A 22,473-nucleotide genomic window follows, 5' to 3' on the forward strand; every position below is an offset into this window, starting at 1 on the left:
ATGAATATAAAAAATGAAAATAGGAGATTTAAAAAGCTTCTCGTGCTGATGCTGATCTTCTCTATGATGTTCTCGGCAGTAGCTTGTGGATCTGAAAACGATGCGTCGAAGGACGGCAATACTTCTTGGGAGAAGGTGACCGTGACTGACCAGGCGGGTCGTGAGGTGACGATTGAAAGCCGGCCAGAGAAAATCGTAAGCGGTTATTATATCTCTACATCTATATTGCTTGCGTTGGATTGCAAGGAACGGTTGGTAGGCATTGAGGCGAAGGCGAAAGAGAGAAATATCTATACACTTGCCGCGCCTGAAATTATTGATCTGCCGAATACGGGGTCAGCAAAGGATTTCAACTTAGAGGCATGTATCGCGTTAGAACCGGATTTGGTGGTTTTGCCGAAAAAGCTTCAGGAACCGGCGCGGGCATTAGAGGAAATGGGTATTCCAGTATTACTGATCAGTCCCGAAGACGATCAGCTGCTTGAGGAAGCGATCAGTATAATCGCTGCTGCAGTAGGAGAAGGCGAGAGAGCCGAAGCGCTGCTGCATTACTACGATGAGGTGAATGAAAAGCTTCAGGAAAAAGGAAAAGAGGAAGAAGCCCCAATCATTTATCTGGCGGGCAACAGCGATATGCTTAGAACTTGTCCGGCAGATATGTATCAGAATACGCTGATTGAAGCGGCGAAAGGTAAAAATGCAGCTGCTGAAATTAAAGGCGACAGCTGGGCCGGCGTTTCTTATGAACAGCTTCTGGCATGGGATCCTGACTATATTGTGATCGTACCGGAAGCCAGCTATACAGCAGAGGATCTGTGCGCTGTGCCTGAGCTTGCTAATTTAACCGCCGTAAAGGAAGGTAAAGTACTGACTATGCCTTCAGACTTTGAGGCTTGGGACTCGCCTGTTCCATCAGGCGCGCTTGGAAAGCTGTGGCTTTTTGCCGCGCTGCATCCGGAAGCGTATAGTTTAGATGAGCTGAGAGAAGACGTGGCAGATTTTTATCAGCGTTTTTATGGATTTGAAGCAGATAAGGAGCTTGTAACACTGTCGTGAACGGTAAAAAAGAAAATCGACTGATTTGCGTTTTTGGGATAGCGCTGCTGTGTTTTACTGGTATATCGCTGCTGATTGGAAAATATCCCATTTCATTAGACGAGATTGTTAAGATTCTGACCGGCAGAGGACATGAGGTCGCCGGGGTAACCTATGACGTCTTTATGAGACTGCGGCTGCCGCGTACATTGATGGCGCTTATGGCAGGCGTAGGTTTAAGCTTGGCAGGATATATTTATCAGCTTCTGTTTAAGAATATTTTGGCGTCTCCCGATTTAATTGGCGTGGCCAGTGGCGCTAATGCGGGAGCTGCTGTGGGAATTGTAATGATGGGCGCAGGTTCAATACTTGTGCCCATTTACGCATTCCTTGGAGGGATAGGAGCTGTTCTGCTGGTGTTGTTTTTCTCGAAAAACGGACACAAAAATTCATTGGCCTCTATTGTACTTTCGGGCATTGTAATCAGCGCTATGGCTGAAGCTGTCATCATGGTACTGAAACTATTCGCGGATCCCAATCGTGAGTTGGCGCCGCTGGAATACTGGTCTATGGGAGGGCTTTCTGCAATTACGTTTTCTAAGGTTTTATGGGTATTTCCTTTCTTTGCAGCAGGTATGGCCGCGCTGTTTTTCGTTCGCTATCAGATTACAATCCTCGGATTATCCAATGAGGAAGCTGCAGCTCTGGGCGTTAGAGTAGGTTTGACGCGAACTGTGATTCTCGCGGCGACGACTATTATTGTGTCTGCCATCGTATCGGTTACGGGATTGATTACCTTTATCGGTCTGGTCGCGCCTCATGCTGCAAGAATGTTAACCCAGAAAAGTAATCTTAAGACGGCGGCGCTAGCCTGTATTTTAGGGGGGATTTTGATGGTTATGGCGGATTGTGCTTCTCGGGGATTTTTCGACATTGAAATTCCTATCAGCATCTTGACGTCATTGATTGGCGCGCCGTTTTTAGTTCTGTTGATGATAAAAAGGAGGGATTGGAGATTTTACTGAGAATAGAGGATTTGAAGTTTTCCTACAAGCGGGAAACGGTGCTGGACGGCGTTTCTTTGCAGGTGGAGGCCGGACAGCTTTGCGCGCTGCTGGGAGAGAATGGCTCTGGAAAATCTACTCTTTTAAAGCTGATCGGAGGTATGGAGAAGCAGCAGGATGGACAAATATTCATCGAGGAGAATCATGTATGGGATTTTTCAGCGAAGCAGCGCGCAAAATTGGCGGCGTATCTGCCGCAGCGATTTGGCGTATACTTTGATACAGGCGTATTGGATATGGTTCTTATGGGTGTGAATCCTGAGTTGTCTTTCGGGCAGACGCCATCGGAACGTCATATACGCAAAGCGCGGGCAGCATTAGAGTACCTCCACTTATCCTATTTAGGGGAGGCGAATTATATGTATCTGAGTGAAGGCGAGAAGCAGATGGTAATGATCGCCAGAGCAATGGTGCAGGGCGCTCCGCTTCTCCTATTTGATGAACCGGACAGCGCGCTCGATGTAAATAACAGGTATCATCTTATGCAGATGCTGCGAAAATTAGCTGATGAAGAAAATTTGGGCGCGCTGCTTGTACTTCACGATCTCCAGCTAACCTTATCCTATTGTGATAAAGTGTATCTGTTAAAGGCAGGTAAAATCTGTGCGGAGATGAAAATGACAGAAGTATCAGCAGAGGAAATGGAAGATAATTTGCGGCAAGTATTCCCTGGCGTGAAAGTGTACAGTAGAGGCAAAGAACTTTATATCGGTTACAGACAGTAACAGGCCGGGCAGTTTTCGCCCAGCCTGTTATTTGCGGACAGAGAGTAAATCTGTTTTTTTATCTATATCCTTTAGTTCCAGAGGATTGAGAACAGGCAGAAAGGAAACTGCTTCTGGATACTTTTTGCAAAGATATTTTCCACCGTGATTAGGGGGCAGAGCGCTAAGTTCCATGAAGTAACGCGATGGAAAGATAACCGGATTTCCCTGTTTACCGTTGCAAAGCGGAACGTGAATTTTCTCCGATTCTTCGCTGAAGTGAGCAGCGAGATTTTGAATGGTCCGTGTTGTGAGCCAGGGTTGATCGGAAACAAAGAACATACAGCCTCGGCAAAGAGGATTGATTTCAGCCATACCAAGGGCTATGGTTTTTGCGATATCATTGGTAGTATCCTCATTCCGGACTGCCATATAACCATATTTTTTTGATATTGTCAGAATATCGCTATAGGTGGATACGACGATGACCTGCTCAAACAGGCCGGACGGAATGGAGGAAAATAATTTCTCTATCATCGGCTTGCCGTCAACCGGATGGAGAAGCTTGTTTTCACCGAAACGACTGGCGCGGCCGGAAGCTAAAATGATAGCGGAAAGATGCGAAAGTTTCATATGATCTGTTTTTCCTTTCTGAGGATTTGCTTGTTACATTATATAATAAAAAACGAAGTGCGTACAGCCCCCCCCGACTGAGAAATCTAAACCAAAGGATTTACGGATGGACTTTCTTTCCTTTTATTGACTAACCCAACCATTGTGTGGTATCCTAAAAGATAGAAACTGCCTCGCCCCATTCGGCGCAGGAGACGAAAGGAATGAATAGAAATGACTGAGAAAAAGGGAACTTATTACATTACGACCCCGATTTATTATCCGAGCTCAAACCTTCATATAGGACACACATACTGTACTGTAATGGCGGACGCCATGGCCAGATTCAAGAGACTTTCCGGCTACGATGTGCGCTTTTTGACAGGAACAGATGAGCATGGACAGAAGATCCAGACCATTGCAGAAGAAAAGGGCGTTAGCCCGCAGGAATACGTGGATGGTGTAGTTGCTGGCATTAAAGAGTTGTGGAAGACCATGGAAATTTCTTATGATGACTTTATCAGAACCACTGAGGACAGACACGTAAAGCGGGTGCAGGCTATTTTTAATAAAATGTACGAAAAAGGCGATATCTATAAAGGCGAGTACGAAGGTCTGTACTGCACGCCGTGCGAATCTTTCTGGACAGAAAGTCAGCTTGTAGACGGCTGCTGTCCGGACTGCGGAAGACCTGTGCAGAAAGCCAAGGAAGAAGCTTATTTCTTTAAACTTTCCAAATATCAGGACAAGCTGATTGACCTTTTGGAGAACACCAACTTCCTTGAACCTGAAACCAGAAGAAACGAAATGCTGGGATTTATCAGACAGGGGCTTGATGACCTTTGCATTTCCCGCTCTACCTTTGACTGGGGTATTCAGGTACCAATTGATGAAAAGCATGTCATCTATGTATGGCTGGATGCACTTTCAAACTATATCACTGCCTTGGGCTATCCTGACGATCCGGAACTTTTCGAAAAATACTGGCCGGCTGATGTGCACCTTGTAGGAAAAGAAATTGTTAGATTCCATTCCATTATCTGGCCCGCAATGCTGATGTCTTTAGATTTGCCGGTTCCAAAGCAGGTTTTGGGTCACGGCTGGCTGCTTCTTGAAGGCGGCAAGATGAGCAAGTCCAAGGGCAATGTGGTTGACCCGGTGAAGCTCATCGACCGTTATGGCATCGACGCGCTGAAATATTTCCTGCTTCGCGAGTATACCTTTGGACAGGACGGCGTGTTCACCAATGAAGTGATGCTGAAACGGATGAACTACGACCTTGCTAACGACCTTGGAAATCTGGTGTCCAGAACGGCTTCCATGATTGAAAAATACTGCGGCGGCGTCGTGCCGGAAAGCAACACGGAAGACGATATCGACAAAGACCTGAAAGCCATCGCGACTGGCGCGGCCTCCAAGGTGGAAGCACAGATGGACAAGTTCGCGTTCAATATGGCGCTGGAAGAAATCTGGATTCTTGTTAGACGTGCCAATAAATATATCGACGAAAAAGCACCTTGGATTCTTGCAAAGGATGAAACAAAGAAGCCGGAACTGGATACCTGCCTGCACAATCTGGCAGAGTCTCTGCGTATCATTTCCATTCTGATTCATCCGTTTATGCATACTACCTCTGACAAGATTAGAAAGCAGATGGGTCTGTGGTATGCGGATGTGGTCTGGGAAGACGCGTTTACTTTCGATATGATGTATCAGGAACAGGTGAAGAAGGGTGAAGCCATTTTCCCGAGACTTGATATCGAAAAGGAACTTGAGGAACTGGATGCTATGCAGAAAGCTGGTGCAGAGCCTGAAGAAGAGAATATTCCGCTGGAATTGAAGCCGGAAATCGAATACGATGATTTTGACAAGATTGATTTCCGTGTAGGTCTTATCGAAAAGGCAGAGAAGCACCCGAAGGCTGATAAGCTTCTGGTCTTCCAGATTAAGATGGGAACAGAACGCCGCCAGATTATCTCCGGCGTAGCAGAAGACTTTAAGCCGGAAGATATGGTTGGAAAGAAAGTAATCATCGTCGCCAACCTGAAGCCACGCAAACTGCGCGGTCTGGAGTCAAAGGGCATGATTATGTTCGCTGAAAACGGTGAAAGATGTGAAATCGTTACTACCATAGCTGAAGACGGCGTAGTGGTAGATTAGAAGAATGGGTTTTAAAAGCCGCCTGCTTGTGAATTGCAGGCGGCTTTTTGGCGGAAGGAAGGGGGATTTTTGCAAGGTGAATCCTCTTAGTTTGCCTATTGAAAAGAAAGTCTTCTATAGAACTATAAATAATTCACGGTAAATGCACGAAAAAACTTTCAAAAATTGAACATTGACAAATTCCTGGATATTTTGTATTTTTGTCAATAAATGCGCGTTAAAATACCGATTATTTCATATTTTACGTTCTAATATTGACAAGATTGACAAACTCTCAATTTTTTGTCAATTTTGGCAAGGTAGAAGGGATTTAAGAGCGGTTTTGACCTGCTGCACTGATGGTTTATTGACAAAAATACGCGGGATGAAAGAATTTTGTCAATGTTAGCTGGCATAGAACGTCTTCGTGCGTTTGCCATGATAAATAATTTGACTGAACTTGATTTTTGTGATTAACTTTGGTTGGGTTTGTGCTATACTATAGTTAACAGACTGCCTGCTGACAGGGGATTACATGCGGGTGTTAAAAACGGGCAGTACAATGAGGAGGGTGTGAAACATGACAAAGATTGCAATTAATGGATTTGGACGAATCGGTAGGCTGGCATTCAGACAGATTTTTGAAGATGAAACTATGGAGGTCACAGCCATCAACGACCTAACAGAACCGGCGATGCTGGCACATCTGCTGAAGTATGACAGCGTGCAGGGCGGATACCGCGGTCATACGGTGACCAGCGATGAAAACTCCATCACGGTAGACGGAAAGAAGATTGCGATTCTTTCGGAGAAAGAACCGCAGCAGTTGCCGTGGAAAGAGCTGGGCATAGATATCGTACTGGAATGTACAGGCTTTTTCTGCTCCAAAGCAAAGTCAGAGGCGCATCTTCGTGCCGGCGCAAAGAAAGTCCTCATTTCCGCACCTGCAGGAAACGATTTGAAGACCATTGTTTACGGAACTAACCATGAAACATTGAATGCCGAAGATGATATCATTTCCGCAGCGTCCTGCACCACCAACTGTCTGGCTCCTATGGCAAAGGCGCTTAACGATTACCGGGAAATTCGTACCGGTTTTATGACGACCATTCACGCTTACACCGGAGATCAGATGCTTTTGGACGGACCCCACAGAAAAGGAGATTTTCGCCGTGCAAGGGCTGGTGCAGTCAATATCGTGCCTAATAGCACCGGTGCAGCAAAGGCTATCGGTCTGGTGATTCCAGAACTTGATGGAAAGCTGATTGGCTCTGCACAGCGTGTACCAGTGCCTTCCGGTTCTATCACTATTTTGGATGCTACACTGAAAGACGAGACAGAGTCTGTAACGGTAGAAGGCATTAATGCGGCCATGAAGGCTGCTGCCAGCGAGTCTTTTGGCTATACAGAGGAAGAGTTGGTATCCAGCGATATCATCGGCATGAACTACGGTTCCCTCTTTGACGCTACACAAACCCTTGCTCAAAGATGCGGCACCAAGATTTATGAGGTTCGTGTGGTTGCATGGTATGATAACGAATGCAGCTACGTGTCTCAGATGATAAGAACGCTGAAATATCTGAGAAATTTCCTTTAATATGCGGATAAGAAAAGGCGCAGGCTTCTTTGATGAGAGCCTGCGCCTTTTAGGTGGGATTATACTGGAATTTACGCGATGTTTTCTTTGTCTGTTTTTTTCCTGAGTTTGACTTTTGGTTCTTTTGGCAGTCCGAAGAGCGGAATCACTCTATCCAGACCGGTGACAGTCAGAATCAGAATAGAAGCTACAGCAATCATTGCCATAAAATTATACTTGATGAAGTCTGTGTTAGAGAATTGGAACAGCGGATATACGTTTGCTGCGATACCAACATAGAATCCAAGGTATACGTGCCATGGAATTAGCTGAGAGCCGAATACACCCATTGCATCACCGAAAGTAGCATTTCGCAGTTTCAGCTTATACATGTCTTCTTCTGTTTCAGCTTCTACGTTTTCTTCTGTAATTCCTTTGATGATTGGACCAACCGTTACAATCTGTGCCATCTCATCGGACAGGATTGCATTACCAGTAAGGCAAAGCAAGCCGTTGCAGAACATTAGCTGTCTTACATTGTGGGAAACTCTTACAATCAAGTTTGCTAGCGGATCGAAGGCTTTCATCTTGCCCATGATGCCGCCGAATGCAGCAACCCACATCATCATGATGATTACCCAGCTGCCTGCGTCAGCAAAGCCGTCCATACACATGTTCAGATAGTCCTGCAGTCCGCCGCCGTTGAAGGAAGTAGTGCCTGCGAAAAGTCCAAGAACGTAGGCAGATACGATACCGGTGCCGATACAGCCGAATGTGTTCAGCCCTGAAATTGCAAGGCCAATTACCAGAATGAGAGGAACTATCATGTAAAGTGCTACGCCGTTTTGTACCTGATCCAGAAGATTAATCGCTTCAGGCTTTTCTTCAGCCAGATAATCCAGCGCGCTCTGTGGAACGGAGTCCAGTACGTTGGAGGCTTCTACCGCCTGATTAGGAAGCCCCATTACGGTAGCGGCAATGAAGAATACGATAGCAGCAAGAACCAGACACAGTACAGACCATACGCCCTGACTTCTGATTCTGTCTACAACTTCTACGCCCTGAATACCGGAGGATACGATGGTAGTATCGGAAATCAGACCGATGTTGTCACCAAAGCATGCGCCCCCTGCGATTGCACAGGTAGTCAGAAGCAGGCTGCCGGTTTCGATGCAGTTAGGGTCAACGATATGCACCAGCCACAGGAAAATCGGAGCACATGCTGCAAAGGTGCCCCAAGATGTGCCAGTAGCAACAGAGAGTATGCCTGTTACGCAAAGCCCTACAATCGCAACAGTTCTCGCTGTGATACCCAGTGATAAAGCGATGTTTACAACAGAAGCCCCTACGCCTGTTGACATGAAGGCGCTGGCCATTGCATAGGCAAACATCAGAATAAATAATGCCACAATAATGTTTTTTACACTGTCCATAGCAGCGTCCATACATTCTTTAAAAGAAATTTTTTCTGTCAGCTTAGCTACAACAACCGCAGCAACTGCAGCGATAGTAGCAGCAAGCAAAGCGTCCTGTCCGGACATCATCAGTCCTGCCAGAATAAAAATTGGCACGAACTTGAAGATTGCTTTTAAAACGTTCATTTTTTTCTCCTTTACTTAATAAATCCCACCCATGTAAAGCGCAATATCTGTGCCAAGAGTAGAAAGTTGTCTGAAAATTACGCAATGAGACAGTATTTGCAAGGTATGAAAAGGACTTTAAGAACATAGAAAAATTGTGTCTTGTTCACGCATACGAACCATTTTTGAGAAAAATATAAAAATTACACGCCAAAAATGACTCAAAAGGTTGACTTTTTTCTGGTTCTATCATAGGATTAAGAAAGGATAGCCTTGCATTGTTAAGGAATAGGAGTTAGGAATGGACAGAAATTATGGTTTAAATCGGGTATTAGAACCCAAAGGTGTCGTGCCGGCAACGGCATGGAAAGTTGACAACAGCCGCACGCTTTTTAGCAAGGAAGCGAGAGTTTCTCTTGAACGAATTCACTTAGAATGGGGGAATTTTCAGCAGATTTGTACCAGCAGCGGATATGATGAAAACAAAATTCGGAGTAAGATTTTGGATTTAGTGGAGAAGCGAGGCAAACTGCATAATCCTTTTATTGGTTCCGGCGGTGTGCTGATAGGTACGGTGGAAGAGATTGCAGAAGATCTGACTTCGGAGGTAGGTGCAGTGGAAGGCGACCGAATTTACTGTATCGCCTCGTTGAGCAGCATTCCTGTATATATTGAAGAAATTCACGAGATAGATTTTAACTATGGACAGATTGTTTGTAGTGGTTATGCGATTCTCTTTGAGACATCGCCCGTTCACGTAGCAGATAGGGATCTAAGTCCGGACTACACCTTGGCGGCAATTGATGAGGCAGGCAGTCTCTTTGGGGCGTATAATATTGCGCTGGAGCATGCCAACAAAAAATTGGTCATTATCGGAAGAACTGTCTATGGTACACTGCTGTATGCGGCGGCTTTGAAAGAAGCGGGAATTGCAGATTCTCATGTGACGGTGGTGATGGATGAGGAAAGCAGGGAAGGACTTTCGCAAAAAGAAATTAGAAATGTGATGAAACCCCTTGTAGGGCAAGTTTTCTTTACGAATCTAGCAATGCCGGTTGCGTCCTTTGAAGCACTGCGAAAAGAAGAACCGAATTTGGATCAGGTAGATCAGATTATCGTAGCGGAAGATATTTTTGGTGCAGAAACCTTAGCGGTACTGATGATAAAGCCTTTTGGCGATGTGTATTTTACGTCGGTAGAAAATCATTATGGCGCAGCCCAATTGGCGGCGGAGTCTCTTGGTAAGATGACCACCATGTATGCTTTCGACCAGTATCTGAAGGATTATCCCCAGTTTACTTTGCGAATTGTGCGTAAAATCAGGAATCAGCTGGAGGAAATCAATCGTCTTTACGAGAAAAAGAATCGGAAGAAAATACTGACAAAAAGTCAGGCGGAGAACATCATGCGGATTGCAGCGGGCAAAGAGGATGATTTTGTCTATCAAAGTAAGGTGACGAAAAGTATGATTGAGGAAGTCATGAATGTGGCAAAGTACGACTGCAACGTAATTATTCAGGGAGAAACCGGCGTCGGCAAGGAAAAGATTCTTTCTCTGATTCATCAGAACAGCGATCGCTGTTTAAAGCCCTGTGTGAAAATTAACTGCGCCACTATTGCAGAAGGTCTAGCGGAGTCTGAGTTCTTTGGATATGAGGCGGGCGCTTTCACCGGGGCAGCATCATCTGGAAAAACGGGGTATTTTGAGCTTGCTGACGGAGGAATTTTATTCCTCGATGAAATCGGCACCCTGTCAATGAACATGCAGTCAAAGCTTCTTCGGGTGCTCCAGGAAAACCAGTTCTTCAAAGTAGGCGGTACCAGACAGATTTCTGTCAATGTGCGGGTTATTGTTGCCAATAATGTGCCTTTAAAGGACCTAGTGGAGCAGGGAACCTTCAGAGAAGATTTGTACTACAGGCTGAATATTTGTAAAATTGATGTACCTGCTTTGAGGGAAAGAAAGGAAGATGTGCTGTGTCTTGCCCAGACTTTTGCCGACAGCTGGACGAAAAAATACAGAATCCACAAGGAACTGTCGCCGGAGGCTTTAGGTCAGCTTTATAAGTATCACTGGCCGGGCAACGTGCGGGAACTGGAAAATGTCATGCATCGCCTAATTATCAGCAGCAGGAACGTGGTGATTACAGCCGAAGATGTGGATGAGATTCTCAATGAAAATGCTTATGGAGATATGATGATTAATATCAGGAAAAGCTTTGAATATAGTGACAGCCTGGACTTTCATCAGCTGATGAATCAGCAGGAGAAGCAGATTATTGAGTATGCTCTGAAAAAAGAGGGAACCACCAGACGGGCGGCAGAACTTCTGGGTTTGCCCCAGACCACCCTCGCAAGAAAGAAATTAAAATACGGATTATAATAGGAGAAATGAAAAAGCTGCGAGACCGAAGGAAAACGCAGCTTTTTTAGTGTGGGAAAAACTATTTCATTGCATTAAATTCATAGGAAAAGTCTTTTGCAGCTTCATTCATTTCGTGGAAAGATTTTTTGATATAATCTACGATTTCCTGTTCAGTGACTTCGATATTGCATTCCTTTGCGAATTCTGCCATACCATTTTTGATGATAGTGAAATCAAGTTTTTTGTCATAAAATGCGATAGCCGGATTTGAAGCAGCACGGGCAAATGCTTCTTTTAACATCTCATCTTTGGAAATTTCCAGCGGTTTGTAGTTTTCGGAAATCTGCTCTATATCTACATGCACACCGTCGCCGGTGATTTTAGTGGAGAGACTTTTTAACTTTTTCTGCTGGTCCTTGATGAAACTTTCAACTTCTGCGGCGGAAATATCGACACTGTTCTTCTTTGCATAGTCCAGAATATAGGTTTTGATGACTAAAAGGTCGGTGTCTGCGTCGGTAAAGCGAACTGCGCCAGTGGCGACAGCCTGATTAAAGGCTCTTTTCAGCATAACTGTATTGCTCATTTTTTTACCTCCATGTTTTTATATAGGGAAAGAGAAATTATATTGATTACTGTTAATTATAGCATAAACTGTGCCAAAAAGAGTAGGACTTTTCGAAAAAATCCATAATTTTTGCAGGGATGAAGAATGTGTATTTTTCAATGTGTAGCGGCATGAAAATTTGGAAGAATAATGACGTACGTCGAATTTTGCAGAATGTACGGGAAAAACTTGCTGAAATTGAGCCGATTATGGGTCAAAAGAGTGAAAATCGTACCGAAATTGAAACTTTTTTTTATACCAGAAATAGTGTATAATAGTAGCGACTCTTTGTATGTATAGAAAGGAGCGGACAATGGACATCGACAAATTAATTGTGGAACATCCCATAATACAGAATATGATAAATTGTGATGAGATTTTCTGGCTTAATGAGAAAGCTGGAAGAGAGAAAGAGTTGCCTTTTTCTTTAGCAGATATCGAGGATGCCGGTGCACGGCTTGCACGTTTTGCATCGTATATTAAGACGGCCTTTCCTGAAACGGAAAATACGGACGGTATCATTGAGTCGCCTCTTACGGAAATCACCAGAATGAAGAAAGTTTTTGAGGAGGAGATGAATCGGGAAATTCCGGGCAGAATGTTTTTAAAGTGTGACAGTCACCTGGCTGTTTCTGGCTCCATCAAAGCACGGGGCGGTATTTATGAGGTGCTGAAATTTGCAGAAACCATCGCCATAGAACGAGGCATGCTTTCTATCGGGGATGATTACGCAGTACTTGCGCAAGAGCGCTTTAAGAAAGTTTTCGGGGAATACAGTGTAGCAGTAGGATCTACGGGGAACCTGGGACTATCTATCGGCATTATCAGTGCAAAGCTGGGTTTTAAGGTGACAGTGCATATGTCAGCTGATGCAAGAGCATGGAAAAAGGAACTGCTGCGCCAGAAGGGAGTTACTGTTATTGAATATCAAGATGACTATCAGAAAGCAGTTGCGGAAGGGCGTAAAGAAGCAGCAAAAGATCCTATGTGTCATTTTGTAGATGATGAAGGCTCTTCGGATTTATTTTTAGGGTATTCAGTAGCAGCAAAGAGACTGGCAGATCAGTTCAAGAGGCAGATGATTACCTGTGATGAAGATAACCCGGTTTTCGTGTATATTCCATGCGGCGTTGGCGGCGCACCGGGTGGTGTGGCATTTGGACTGAAAATGCTTTTTGGAGAACATATTCATATTTTTTTTGCTGAACCAACCCATGCGCCATGTATGACACTGGGTATGCTGACAGGTCTTCACGATGAGATTTCCGTCGGAGATGTAGGCCTTGATGGAAAGACGGCGGCAGACGGACTGGCTGTAGGAAGACCGTCCAGACTTGTGGGCAGTATTATGGAAACTCTTTTGGACGGTTGCTATACCATCGAAGATGACAAGCTCTACCCGTATCTGGCAAAGCTGGCAGATTCTGAGGATTTGTGGATTGAACCGTCGGCATGCGCGTCTTTTACAGGACCGGGGCATGTGCTTTCTGCGGAAGGCTATCTGATTAAAAACAATTTAAAGGACAAACTAAAAAACGCCACACATATTCTCTGGGCTACCGGCGGAAGCATGGTGCCGGAAGCAGAAATGCAGGCGTATTATGCGATGGGAAAATAATTGGAACTGGTGTCTTTAAAACCGGTCGCTATAGTTGAGTAATTTGCGCAGGAAGCCGCCTTTGACTTTCGGCGCATTTTTCTTTTGGGAATTGGACTCGGAATTGACGGGAGGTTCGGCTTTTCGGTGAGAGTCCATGAACGTGTCGTAGCGGACGATGTCCACGTAGAAGTCATTTTCTGTGCTGGTAATGATAGCAAAGGTGCCGCCGCTGCCGTCTCTGGGGTCTGTTAGACTGCCCGGATTAATCAGATGGATGCCATCCACTTCTTCATAGGCGGCAATATGGGTATGACCGTAGCAGGCTGCAGTGCAGTCCTTTTCCATTGCCTGATAGAGCAAGTTGTCAAGACGAAACTCTACCAGCTGCATGTGACCATGGATGACCAGTATTTTGCCGTAAGGGGTGTCAACGGTAGTGAAATCGGAAGGATTGCACCGGTCGCTGTTTCCGTGGACACAGACAGCGGGGATGCCAGTCACTTCGCTGAGCCACTGGCCGTCATCTTTGTAGTCGCCGCAGTGGATAATCAGGTCAATATCGGAAAGGTTCGCAAGGACTTCCTGGGCTTTTGTGATAGAGCCGTGGGTGTCGCTGGTTAAAAAAATCTTCATAAATTGTTCCTCCGTAAATATAGTATAACACACCTGCGCACTTTTGTGTTAAAATAATAGTATGAAACGAGATATGAACAGAGATGAAAAGCGAATACAATGGGTTTTGATGAATCTGCGCCTTTCGGGAAGTGCTATGGATATGGAGCAGGCGGCACGAATTGCGGGAGGGGAATATGTACTGGAGGCCTCTCTGGAAGAGCACCTGCTGGTAACCAATCTGCTGGAAGCGCTGACGGAGATGGAACGGGTTTTAGGAATTGAAGAGGAACTTTGCGTGCGCACTTTGCAGCGTTTTTACAGTGTGTTTTCCGGAGGAGAGGAAGGGGTGTTTCGCAAACGAACACCGATTTTGACCCACCTCAGCTATAACCCGGTACTGCCGCAGGAAATCGAGGGAGAACTTTCCAAGCTGTTTCGCGGGCTTCATGCACACCCGGTGGTAAACGGGCTGGAAGCTGCCGTGTTTGTCCATAATGAGCTGATTAGAATCTACCCTTTCGATAGGTATAATGAACTCATTGCCCGTGCGGCGATGGAATATGAATTGCTTTACTGTGGTCTGGACTTGTATCCTCTGACCTTGAGTGAGAGCGAGTATAACAGCGCTCTGGCGGATTATGTGCGGTTCGGCAGGGAATCAAGGATTTTGGAAAACCTTAAACTGAACAGGCTGATGGCGGAAAGTAAAGAAACGCCGCTGTAAATTTTTTGCAGACATAAACAAAAGAACTGTTTCCCTGGGGGTGCCGGATTTCCGGCGGGAAAACAGTTCTTTTTAGTGTAGAATAAAATGAAGTTGTTATACGGCAGTTACCATGCCGTCATAAAGTTTGAGAGTAACAACACCATTTACGGTATTTAGCATCTGGACTTTTTCGAATACGTCTTCTGCCTTTACATCTACTTCTTGTCCCAGATAGTTGATGACGTGCTCGACGCCTTCCTTATTCAGTTCTTTGCCATTAATCATAGATATTTCGTTGTTTGTCAGTTCTAGTTCAAGATAAGTAGGACATTCTGCATGAAGTTTCTTTTGCATAGTGTATATCCTCCGTATGTTTATTTGAATGATAAAATAATTATACAACTTGAAGCGGAATTGTCAAGGGGAAATTTATAAAAATTTAAAACTATTTATGAATATTCTATGGGAGATATTATGGTAAAGATAGGAGTTTTGTGGTAGTATAAAATAGTATAGAAGTATAGGCGAAAGGTTTTATGAAAATGAGAATTAGAAATAGGGGTGTAAGTCATTGAAAGAACGTTTTCAGAGTCATTATGCAAAACTGGGGCTTACTATTTTTGCTTCTGGTGCAGCACTGATTGTGCTGTTTGAGTGTATTATACATTTAGATAGTATCAGAGAAGCCTGGTCGGAGGTCACTTCCATATTATTCCCATTTATTTTTGGTCTGGTGGTGGCATATTTGCTCTGTCCGATTTACAATGCGGTGGTGCGAAGAGTGTACCGGGTTTCGGCATGCAGATTCAGAGAGAAAAAAACGGCATTTCGTCTTGCCAGAGTTGTAGGAACGCTGGTTTCTCTTTTCGTGTTCTTCGGTGTGGTTGGAGGACTTTTTGCCATGGTGCTGCCGGAGACCATTCGCAGCATTGTAGGTCTGGTGCAGGAGGCACCGGATAAGTTTAATGATTTGATTCTATGGATTGAGAATACTTTTACAGCGGAGCGCTTTCCGGAACTTGCAGGTACGGCGGAGGCTATTTTAAGCAGGGCCAGAGATTCCTTTATGACTTGGACAGAGGCAGAGTTTTTGCCAAGAATCGGTGAATATATGACCCAGATTTCTCAGGGTGTCATCGTAACGGTGCGTACTCTGATGGATATGTTTATCGGTGTGATTATCTGTGTATATTTTCTTAACAGCAAGGAGCAGTTTAAGGCACAGACAAAGAAACTGATTGCAGCAACGATGAGCAGAAAGCAGGGGCAGGAGCTGCAGGAATTTGCGAACTTCTGCAATAAGACTTTTGGGGGCTTTATTAACGGGAAGCTGATAGATTCTTTAATTATTGGGATTTTGTGTTTTATACTGATGACTATATTTGGACTCCCTTATACGGTGCTGGTCAGCACTATTGTGGGCGTTACCAATATTATTCCGTTTTTTGGACCGTTTATCGGTGCTGTTCCGTCAGCTGTGATTATTTGCTTTTCCAGTCCAATGCAGGCGCTGTATTTCCTGTTATTGATTTTGGCTCTGCAGCAGTTTGACGGAAACATTCTGGGGCCGAAGATTCTGGGAGGAACTACTGGTCTTGCCAGCTTCTGGGTACTTTTTGCCATTTTGATGGGCGGCGGGCTCTTTGGATTTGTCGGTATGGTGCTGGGGGTACCGGTTTGTGCAATCGTATTCTACTATCTGAACCAGTATCTGAGAAAACGGCTGATACGCAAGAGTATGCCAGCTGATACAGTGGATTATCAGGACTTTAACAAATATGACATAAATAGGAAGGACGTATTATAGATGGAGAGATTAAAAAATATAGAGATGAAGGAGTATACTTCTTTTAAGGCAGGGGGAAAGGCTGCAGAACTTATCATCGTAGAGTCTGTAGATGAGTTGAGGCAGGTGCTTGCTGAGATTGACAGAGAACAGAAGCCTTATCTGATTCTTGGAAATGGTTCTAACACGCTGGTAAAGGACAGCGGATTTGCTGGCACAGTGGTGAAGCTGGGTGAAAATTTTAATCAGGTGAAGGTTCATGGAGAAACCGGGGAAAAGCTGGTCTGCGGCTGCGGCGCACTGATGTCTTCTGTGGCAAAGTTTGCGCTGGCAGAGTCTTTGACTGGCTTTGAATTTGCAAGCGGTATTCCGGGCAGCATTGGCGGCGCTGTATTTATGAATGCAGGTGCTTACGGTGGCGAGATGAAAGATATCGTCGAAAGTGTGAATCTGGTCAGCAGAGACGGTCGCATTTTGCGAACGGTGTCCGGCGCGGAAATGGATTTTTCCTATCGCCATAGCATTTTACAAGAGACCGGTGAGGTGGCGGTCTCGGTAGTGTTTCGTCTGTCTAAAGGAGATTCCGCAGAGATTTCGGATACTATGCGGGAGTTGACCAGGCGGCGCAACGAAAAGCAGCCGGTGCAGTATCCAAGCGCCGGAAGCTTTTTCAAAAGACCGGAGGGCTTTTTTGCAGGTAAGCTGATTCAGGATGCAGGACTGAAGGGGATTTCTGTAGGTGGTGCGCAGGTGTCTGAGCTTCACAGCGGATTTATTGTCAATAGAGGCGGCGCCACGGCAACGGATATCATCGACCTGATGCATCTTGTACAGAATACGGTTTTCGACCAATTTGGTGTTCAACTGGAACCGGAGGTAAGAATTATTGGAGATTAAAGGCAGACAATACAAAATGATCTTTGACTATCACACCCATACTACCTTTTCTCACGGTAAAGGGTCCATCGAAGATAATGTCAAAGCGGCAGTTGCCGCAGGGCTTTCCGGGATTGCTATTACAGATCATGGACCGGGACATTTAACTTATGGTGTAAAGAGAAGTGATTTTCCGGTGATGCGTGCGGAAGTGGACAGACTGCGGAATATTTATCCGCAGATAGACATTTATCTTGGTGTGGAAGCAAATGTGGTGGCAAGGGAGCCATATCTGGATGTGAATACTGAAGAATTGCAGTATTTTGATTTTATCATCGGCGGTTATCACTATGGAATCCCTCACGGTTATTGTATAGGAAACTGGCTGGATTCCCATGGTTTTGTGGGTCAGCGTACCGGTAGAAAACTGCTTGCAAAGAATACAGATATGACCCTAAAGGCTCTTTATGAGAATGATATGCGGATTCTGACCCACCCAGGAGATAAGGGCAGGTTTGATATTGCAGCGATTGCGGCAGCCTGTGCTGAGACCGATACGCTGATGGAGATCAGCACATGGCATGCCCATTTGACTGTGGAAGAAATCAGAATTGCGGCAAAGACAGAGGCGAACTTTGTAATCAGCAGTGATGCACATACCCCGGGCAGAGTGGGAAGCTTTGCAGGCGGTGTGGAGCGAGCGCTTGAGGCTGGGCTTGACATAGAAAGAATTGTGAATATTGCTTTGGTGAAGTAACAGGGAGAATTTTGCATGGAGAAGATGAAAGTAGTCATCGTGACGGGTCTTTCAGGTGCGGGGAAGACCAATGCGGCAGACTGGTTTGAGGATCAGGGCTATTACTGTGTGGATAATATGCCGCCTGCACTGATGAAGAATTTTATTGATTTGGCTGCTTATTCGGGGCAGCGCATTGAAAAGGCGGCTTTCGTGGTTGACGTGCGAGGCGGCGAGTTTTTTGGTGATTTAAATCAGTGTCTGGAATTTTTGTCGGAGAGTCCTGCGGTCAGCTGCAAGATTTTGTTTATCGAAGCTTCCGATGAAACCTTAATTAAGAGATATAACGAGACTCGGCGCAGCCATCCGCTTTCGGCAGGTTCCACCACGCGTGAAGTCATCGAAAAGGAACGAGAACAGCTTTTGGAACTTCGCAGACGCGCTGACTACATCATCGATACCACCAATATGAAAACAGCAGGGTTTAAGAACGAGATGGAAAGAATTTTCGTTGGTGAAAATCCGCAGACCACTTTTTCGGTCAACGTGACGTCTTTTGGATATAAGCATGGTATTCCGATTGAAACAGATCTGGTATTTGATATGCGGTTTATTCCAAACCCGTACTATGTGCCAAGCTTGAAGCGGTTGACAGGCAACAATAAAAAGGTCTTTCAGTATGTGATGAAGCAGCAGATTGCAAAGGATTTTGCAGCGCAGCTTACTGTTATGATGGACACTGTTATTCCATGCTATATAAAAGAAGGCAAGTACCATCTGAACGTTGCTTTCGGCTGCACAGGCGGTCAGCACCGGTCTGTTACCATGGCAAATCATATGGCGGAGGTTTTTCGTGAAAAAGGTTACCGTGTTACGCTGCGGCATAGGGATTTGTAAGCGATGGGCAGGTGATTCATTGTCGACTCACTGCCGCAGAATCGGGCAGAGGAGCAGGGATTTCTGAATTTCACCCCTACCCAGGAAGTGGAATTTATGGTATACTACATGTATGCTAGTTTGAAGAGGAGCATTGCGCAGATTATCTTGCGTGAAGAAGAATATATTTATAAAGGAGAAGACCAATGGACAAATTAATTATCAGTGCTTGCATTTGCGGCGCAGAAGTAACCAAGGAACAGAATCCGAACGTTCCTTACACTGTAGAAGAAATCGTTAGAGAAGCAAAATCTGCTTATGATGCCGGCGCATCCTTAATCCACCTGCACGTTAGATGGGATGACGGTACACCAACTCAGGATAAGGGCAGATTCCAGGAATGTATCGATGCAATCAGAAAAGAATGTCCGGACGCAATCATTCAGCCTTCCACCGGCGGTGCTGTTGGTATGACCGATTTGGAAAGATTACAGTCCACAGAGGTAGTTCCAACTCCAGAAATGGCTACTTTAGACTGTGGTACCTGCAACTTCGGCGGAGACGAAATCTTTGTAAACACTGACAACACAATTGTCAACTTTGCAAAGATCATGCAGGAAAGAGGCATTAAGCCTGAATGTGAAGTATTCGACAAGGGTATGATTGATATTGCTATGAAGACTGCACACAAGAAGGGTTTCCTGCCTAAGCCAATTCACTGGGACTTCGTACTGGGCGTACAGATGAGCGCTACCATCAGAGACCTGGTTTACATGGTAGAATCCATTCCTGAAGGTTCCACCTGGACTGCAACAGGTCTTGGCAAGAACGCTTGGCACATCGCTGCTGCTACTATTTCCTTAGGCGGACACGTTCGTGTAGGTTTCGAAGATAACCTTTACATGGAAAAAGGCGTTTTAGCTGAATCCAATGGACAGATGGTCGCTAAGGTTGTAGAACTGGCTAAGCTGCTCGGCAGAGAAGTTGCTACACCTGCTGAAGCAAGAGAAATTCTGGGTCTTGCTCCACTGAAATAAGTATATTAAGCAAAGATCTTTAAAGCCGCTGGGGGATTATACCGGCGGCTTTTGCTGTGCTTTTATAAATAGCTGATGGACATGTTAAATTCTAGGGCGGCGCAGTTCAGTAAACGAAGTGTTTTTTACTTTTGCAGAACTTTGCCCTTTATCCGTGCAAAAAAAGGAAAAATTTCGTATGGAGCAGTGAATCAGAATGGAAAGTGAGATATTTGGCGAACATTTAAAGAAACTAGAAAGAAATTCATCAAATTTTCTTGGACAGAAATACTTCTCAGTTCAGAAGTTAATGCGGAATAGCCGTGGAGGCGTTATTTGAGTTGAAACGATAAACACTTTTTCCTTTTTTTGCGCCTGCAAAGGGTAAAGTTCTGCAAAGGGAATCTTTGTTTCAGAAGTGCAGGCAGGAAGAGATTGAACGAAGTAGACAAAGACACCGCTTTCGCGATGTCTTTAGTCTTTCTATCAGTGCGTGGCAACTGATAGATTTACAGCTTTACATCAGCTAGTCTTCAGCATTATTTCCGAAGATTAAATAATCAGCGGAAACATTCAGGATTTGAACCAGCAGTATGAATTTTTGCATTGAGAGTCCTCTGCTGCCGCGCTCAATGTTAGCGAGAAATTTTGGTGTAATACCCAGACATTCTGCTAACTGTTCTCTGGAAAGCGCTGCATGTTCTCTGCTGAGACAGATCCGCATACCCATGGCTACTTGGTCAAATGTTTGTAATGACATATCCTATTTACCTCCTTTCGTTCTTGATGGTTTTGGTATGACATAAGTTGTAAAGTAATGTCAATAGTAAAAAGGGGAATAGGTCAAATTGACCTAAAAACTATGCAACGGTTTTCCTCACATAACCAACGGTTATATAGATTTTTTTATCGGAAATTGCATTTATCATGTTGGAAGGGGATGGGTATTAACAAAAGGCTTGAGTTTAGAATAAAAATCTGTCATAATAAAATAAGATTTGTAGAGGAGATAGTATGATGATTACTGGCGAATTGAAAAACAAAATTGACGGAATTTGGGATATTTTTTGGTCGAGTGGAATGACAAATCCGCTGACTGTAATTGAACAGATTACATACCTTATGTTTATAAAAATTCTTGATGATAATGAGCTAAAGAAGGAAGCTAATGCAGCAGCATTTGATATGCCGGTTGTCAATCCGGTTTTTGATGAAGAACATCAGTGCTGCCGTTGGCATAAATTTAGACATTTTGAAGCAGATGCCATGTTTAGGAACATGACAGACAAAGTTTTTCCTTTTATTAAGGAAGAACTGCATGCAGGAAAGGATACGGCATTTGCTAAGTATATGAAAGATGCACTTTTTCTTGTGCCGACTCCTAGGGTGTTAGTGCGCGTTGTAGACGCTTTAGACAGTCTCGATTTGGACAATAAAGATATCATGGGAGATGTATATGAATATCTGCTTTCACAGATGGCTACCAGTGGAACGAACGGGCAGTTCAGAACGCCGCGTCATATCATAAGAATGATGGCTGAACTGATGAAACCAGGTCTTGAAGACACAATTTGCGACCCTGCAATGGGATCTGCTGGATTCATTTGTGAGGCGGCAAGATATATTTCGGAAAACTATGAAACTGAACTGATGAAAACGGAGAACAAGAAACACTATGCAACGACCATGTTTTCTGGTTTTGACACTGACCAGACGATGTTGCGCATCGGTGCGATGAACATGATGCTTCATGGGGTTGAAGCACCGAACATTAGCTGGCAGGACTCCCTTTCCGAAGATAACACACATAGAGATGAATACTCGCTCATCATGACAAATCCACCTTTTACCGGTTCACTTGATAAAGAAACTATCGCAAAGGACTTATTGGCTCTTGCGTCGACAAAGAAAACGGAACTTTTATTCCTTGCACTATTTTTAAAGTCCCTTAAAGTGGGTGGAAGATGTGCGTCTATTGTTCCGGACGGGGTTTTATTTGGTTCATCCAAAGCACACAAGGCAGTGCGTAAAGAAATTGTTGAAAATAACCGACTTGAAGCAGTCATTTCTATGCCGAGCGGTGTATTTAAGCCTTATGCAGGTGTTTCGACTGCAATTCTTATTTTCACTAAGACAGGAACCGGTGGTACCGATAAAGTTTGGTTTTATGATATGAAATCGGATGGTTTCAGCTTAGATGACAAACGTTCGCCGATAGACAATAGTGATATTCCTGATATTATTGAACGGTTCCATAGTCTTGATAAAGAGGAGGCGCGGGAGCGGACGGAGCAAAGCTTTTTTGTACCGATAGATGAAATTAAAGACAATGATTATGATTTGTCTATTAACAAGTACAAGAAAACAGAGTATATTCCGGTAGAATATCCGCCGACAAGCGAAATCATGGCAGAGATTAAAGAACTAAATCAGCAGATTGAGTCAGAGTTAAAGGAGCTTGAGAAGCTGCTGGAATTATAGAACAATAACTAAAAGTTTGTATTGCCTGTGGAGCGAAAGTTTTGTGAAGAAACGGTGCTAAGGGCAAATAAAATGAAAGGAAACGCAAATTTGGATTTG

General features: G+C 44.5%; 20 protein-coding genes. 14 read left to right on the forward strand and 6 right to left on the reverse strand.

Features of this window, described 5'->3' with window-relative positions; translation table 11 throughout:
- Genes D1155_RS10360 through D1155_RS10370 form a run of 3 tightly spaced genes read left to right on the forward strand, consistent with a single transcriptional unit; the run spans position 1 to position 2,824 of the window.
- On the forward strand, positions 1 to 1,056 hold the full coding sequence (locus tag D1155_RS10360; protein ID WP_243151073.1) for an ABC transporter substrate-binding protein: 1,056 nt from the start codon (positions 1 to 3) through the stop codon (positions 1,054 to 1,056).
- On the forward strand, positions 1,053 to 2,060 hold the full coding sequence (locus tag D1155_RS10365) for an iron ABC transporter permease (RefSeq protein ID WP_160202329.1): 1,008 nt from the start codon (positions 1,053 to 1,055) through the stop codon (positions 2,058 to 2,060). The genes D1155_RS10360 and D1155_RS10365 overlap by 4 nt, the downstream gene beginning before the upstream one ends.
- Positions 2,045 to 2,824 carry an ABC transporter ATP-binding protein gene (locus D1155_RS10370; RefSeq protein WP_160202330.1) on the forward strand — a complete coding sequence of 260 codons (780 nt, stop codon included), beginning with the start codon at positions 2,045 to 2,047 and terminating at the stop codon, positions 2,822 to 2,824. The genes D1155_RS10365 and D1155_RS10370 overlap by 16 nt, the downstream gene beginning before the upstream one ends.
- Positions 2,825 to 2,851: 27 nt before the next feature.
- Here the strand turns inward: D1155_RS10370 and D1155_RS10375 are convergent, their stop codons facing one another.
- Complete coding sequence (locus tag D1155_RS10375) at positions 2,852 to 3,436, reverse strand: nucleotidyltransferase family protein (protein ID WP_160202331.1); 585 nt, start codon at positions 3,434 to 3,436, stop codon at positions 2,852 to 2,854.
- Between the two features lie 213 nt (positions 3,437 to 3,649).
- Between D1155_RS10375 and metG the strand changes: the two genes are divergently transcribed.
- A complete protein-coding gene (gene metG / locus D1155_RS10380) occupies positions 3,650 to 5,575 on the forward strand; it encodes a methionine--tRNA ligase (RefSeq protein WP_160202332.1) in 1,926 nt (641 codons plus the stop codon).
- 559 nt (positions 5,576 to 6,134) lie between these two features.
- On the forward strand, positions 6,135 to 7,151 hold the full coding sequence (gap, locus tag D1155_RS10385; protein ID WP_160202333.1) for a type I glyceraldehyde-3-phosphate dehydrogenase: 1,017 nt from the start codon (positions 6,135 to 6,137) through the stop codon (positions 7,149 to 7,151).
- Between the two features lie 71 nt (positions 7,152 to 7,222).
- Here gap and D1155_RS10390 read toward each other — a convergent pair whose 3' ends face one another.
- Positions 7,223 to 8,731 carry a Na+/H+ antiporter NhaC family protein gene (locus D1155_RS10390; RefSeq protein WP_160202334.1) on the reverse strand — a complete coding sequence of 503 codons (1,509 nt, stop codon included), beginning with the start codon at positions 8,729 to 8,731 and terminating at the stop codon, positions 7,223 to 7,225.
- A 280-nt stretch (positions 8,732 to 9,011) separates the two neighbouring features.
- Here D1155_RS10390 and D1155_RS10395 point away from each other — a divergent pair, with 280 nt between their 5' ends.
- Positions 9,012 to 11,093 carry a sigma 54-interacting transcriptional regulator gene (locus tag D1155_RS10395; protein ID WP_160202335.1) on the forward strand — a complete coding sequence of 694 codons (2,082 nt, stop codon included), beginning with the start codon at positions 9,012 to 9,014 and terminating at the stop codon, positions 11,091 to 11,093.
- A 61-nt stretch (positions 11,094 to 11,154) separates the two neighbouring features.
- On the opposite strand, the gene D1155_RS10400 is transcribed toward D1155_RS10395, so the two are convergent.
- On the reverse strand, positions 11,155 to 11,661 hold the full coding sequence (locus D1155_RS10400) for a hypothetical protein (protein ID WP_160202336.1): 507 nt from the start codon (positions 11,659 to 11,661) through the stop codon (positions 11,155 to 11,157).
- A gap of 334 nt (positions 11,662 to 11,995) precedes the next feature.
- Between D1155_RS10400 and D1155_RS10405 the strand changes: the two genes are divergently transcribed.
- Positions 11,996 to 13,300 carry a D-serine ammonia-lyase gene (locus D1155_RS10405; protein ID WP_160202337.1) on the forward strand — a complete coding sequence of 435 codons (1,305 nt, stop codon included), beginning with the start codon at positions 11,996 to 11,998 and terminating at the stop codon, positions 13,298 to 13,300.
- 15 nt (positions 13,301 to 13,315) lie between these two features.
- On the opposite strand, the gene D1155_RS10410 is transcribed toward D1155_RS10405, so the two are convergent.
- Positions 13,316 to 13,915: a metallophosphoesterase gene (locus tag D1155_RS10410; RefSeq protein ID WP_160202338.1), complete on the reverse strand. Its 600-nt coding sequence runs from the start codon at positions 13,913 to 13,915 to the stop codon at positions 13,316 to 13,318.
- A 61-nt stretch (positions 13,916 to 13,976) separates the two neighbouring features.
- On the opposite strand from D1155_RS10410, the gene D1155_RS10415 reads away from it, so the two are divergent.
- Entirely contained in the window at positions 13,977 to 14,621 is a 645-nt protein-coding gene (locus D1155_RS10415) for a Fic family protein (RefSeq protein ID WP_160202339.1), read from the forward strand.
- 96 nt (positions 14,622 to 14,717) lie between these two features.
- Here D1155_RS10415 and D1155_RS10420 read toward each other — a convergent pair whose 3' ends face one another.
- Entirely contained in the window at positions 14,718 to 14,957 is a 240-nt protein-coding gene (locus D1155_RS10420; RefSeq protein ID WP_160202340.1) for a hypothetical protein, read from the reverse strand.
- Between the two features lie 217 nt (positions 14,958 to 15,174).
- Here D1155_RS10420 and D1155_RS10425 point away from each other — a divergent pair, with 217 nt between their 5' ends.
- The 5 genes from D1155_RS10425 (at position 15,175) to D1155_RS10445 (ending at position 19,914) form a co-directional block, all read left to right on the forward strand.
- A complete protein-coding gene (locus tag D1155_RS10425) occupies positions 15,175 to 16,410 on the forward strand; it encodes an AI-2E family transporter (RefSeq protein WP_160202341.1) in 1,236 nt (411 codons plus the stop codon).
- Positions 16,411 to 17,286: a UDP-N-acetylmuramate dehydrogenase gene (gene murB / locus D1155_RS10430; protein WP_160202342.1), complete on the forward strand. Its 876-nt coding sequence runs from the start codon at positions 16,411 to 16,413 to the stop codon at positions 17,284 to 17,286.
- On the forward strand, positions 17,276 to 18,022 hold the full coding sequence (locus tag D1155_RS10435) for a PHP domain-containing protein (RefSeq protein WP_160202343.1): 747 nt from the start codon (positions 17,276 to 17,278) through the stop codon (positions 18,020 to 18,022). Before murB ends, D1155_RS10435 begins: the two co-directional genes overlap by 11 nt.
- Positions 18,023 to 18,037: 15 nt before the next feature.
- Positions 18,038 to 18,898 carry an RNase adapter RapZ gene (gene rapZ / locus D1155_RS10440; RefSeq protein WP_160202344.1) on the forward strand — a complete coding sequence of 287 codons (861 nt, stop codon included), beginning with the start codon at positions 18,038 to 18,040 and terminating at the stop codon, positions 18,896 to 18,898.
- Between the two features lie 185 nt (positions 18,899 to 19,083).
- Entirely contained in the window at positions 19,084 to 19,914 is an 831-nt protein-coding gene (locus tag D1155_RS10445) for a 3-keto-5-aminohexanoate cleavage protein (RefSeq protein WP_160202345.1), read from the forward strand.
- Between the two features lie 505 nt (positions 19,915 to 20,419).
- On the opposite strand, the gene D1155_RS10450 is transcribed toward D1155_RS10445, so the two are convergent.
- A complete protein-coding gene (locus D1155_RS10450) occupies positions 20,420 to 20,653 on the reverse strand; it encodes a helix-turn-helix transcriptional regulator (RefSeq protein ID WP_160202346.1) in 234 nt (77 codons plus the stop codon).
- 257 nt (positions 20,654 to 20,910) lie between these two features.
- Here D1155_RS10450 and D1155_RS10455 point away from each other — a divergent pair, with 257 nt between their 5' ends.
- Positions 20,911 to 22,374 (forward strand): class I SAM-dependent DNA methyltransferase, encoded by a 1,464-nt coding sequence (locus D1155_RS10455; protein ID WP_160202352.1) that lies wholly within the window; start codon positions 20,911 to 20,913, stop codon positions 22,372 to 22,374.
- The last annotated feature ends 99 nt before the right edge of the window (positions 22,375 to 22,473 follow it).

This window comes from Anaerotruncus sp. 80 (genome assembly GCF_009936115.1).
In the GTDB taxonomy this organism is placed as follows: domain Bacteria; phylum Bacillota; class Clostridia; order Peptostreptococcales; family Anaerovoracaceae; genus Senimuribacter; species Senimuribacter intestinalis.

Excerpts from the sequence above, each read along its gene's own strand:
- murB (WP_160202342.1), top strand. The coding sequence starts at position 16,411 with ATGGAGAGATTAAAAAATATAGAGATGAAGGAGTATACTTCTTTTAAG.
- D1155_RS10420 (WP_160202340.1), bottom strand. The coding sequence starts at position 14,957 with ATGCAAAAGAAACTTCATGCAGAATGTCCTACTTATCTTGAACTAGAA.
- D1155_RS10415 (WP_160202339.1), top strand. The coding sequence starts at position 13,977 with ATGAAACGAGATATGAACAGAGATGAAAAGCGAATACAATGGGTTTTG.
- D1155_RS10360 (WP_243151073.1), top strand. The coding sequence starts at position 1 with ATGAATATAAAAAATGAAAATAGGAGATTTAAAAAGCTTCTCGTGCTG.
- D1155_RS10400 (WP_160202336.1), bottom strand. The coding sequence starts at position 11,661 with ATGAGCAATACAGTTATGCTGAAAAGAGCCTTTAATCAGGCTGTCGCC.
- D1155_RS10445 (WP_160202345.1), top strand. The coding sequence starts at position 19,084 with ATGGACAAATTAATTATCAGTGCTTGCATTTGCGGCGCAGAAGTAACC.
- rapZ (WP_160202344.1), top strand. The coding sequence starts at position 18,038 with ATGGAGAAGATGAAAGTAGTCATCGTGACGGGTCTTTCAGGTGCGGGG.
- metG (WP_160202332.1), top strand. The coding sequence starts at position 3,650 with ATGACTGAGAAAAAGGGAACTTATTACATTACGACCCCGATTTATTAT.
- gap (WP_160202333.1), top strand. The coding sequence starts at position 6,135 with ATGACAAAGATTGCAATTAATGGATTTGGACGAATCGGTAGGCTGGCA.
- D1155_RS10395 (WP_160202335.1), top strand. The coding sequence starts at position 9,012 with ATGGACAGAAATTATGGTTTAAATCGGGTATTAGAACCCAAAGGTGTC.
- D1155_RS10410 (WP_160202338.1), bottom strand. The coding sequence starts at position 13,915 with ATGAAGATTTTTTTAACCAGCGACACCCACGGCTCTATCACAAAAGCC.
- D1155_RS10375 (WP_160202331.1), bottom strand. The coding sequence starts at position 3,436 with ATGAAACTTTCGCATCTTTCCGCTATCATTTTAGCTTCCGGCCGCGCC.
- D1155_RS10390 (WP_160202334.1), bottom strand. The coding sequence starts at position 8,731 with ATGAACGTTTTAAAAGCAATCTTCAAGTTCGTGCCAATTTTTATTCTG.
- D1155_RS10405 (WP_160202337.1), top strand. The coding sequence starts at position 11,996 with ATGGACATCGACAAATTAATTGTGGAACATCCCATAATACAGAATATG.
- D1155_RS10450 (WP_160202346.1), bottom strand. The coding sequence starts at position 20,653 with ATGTCATTACAAACATTTGACCAAGTAGCCATGGGTATGCGGATCTGT.
- D1155_RS10455 (WP_160202352.1), top strand. The coding sequence starts at position 20,911 with ATGATTACTGGCGAATTGAAAAACAAAATTGACGGAATTTGGGATATT.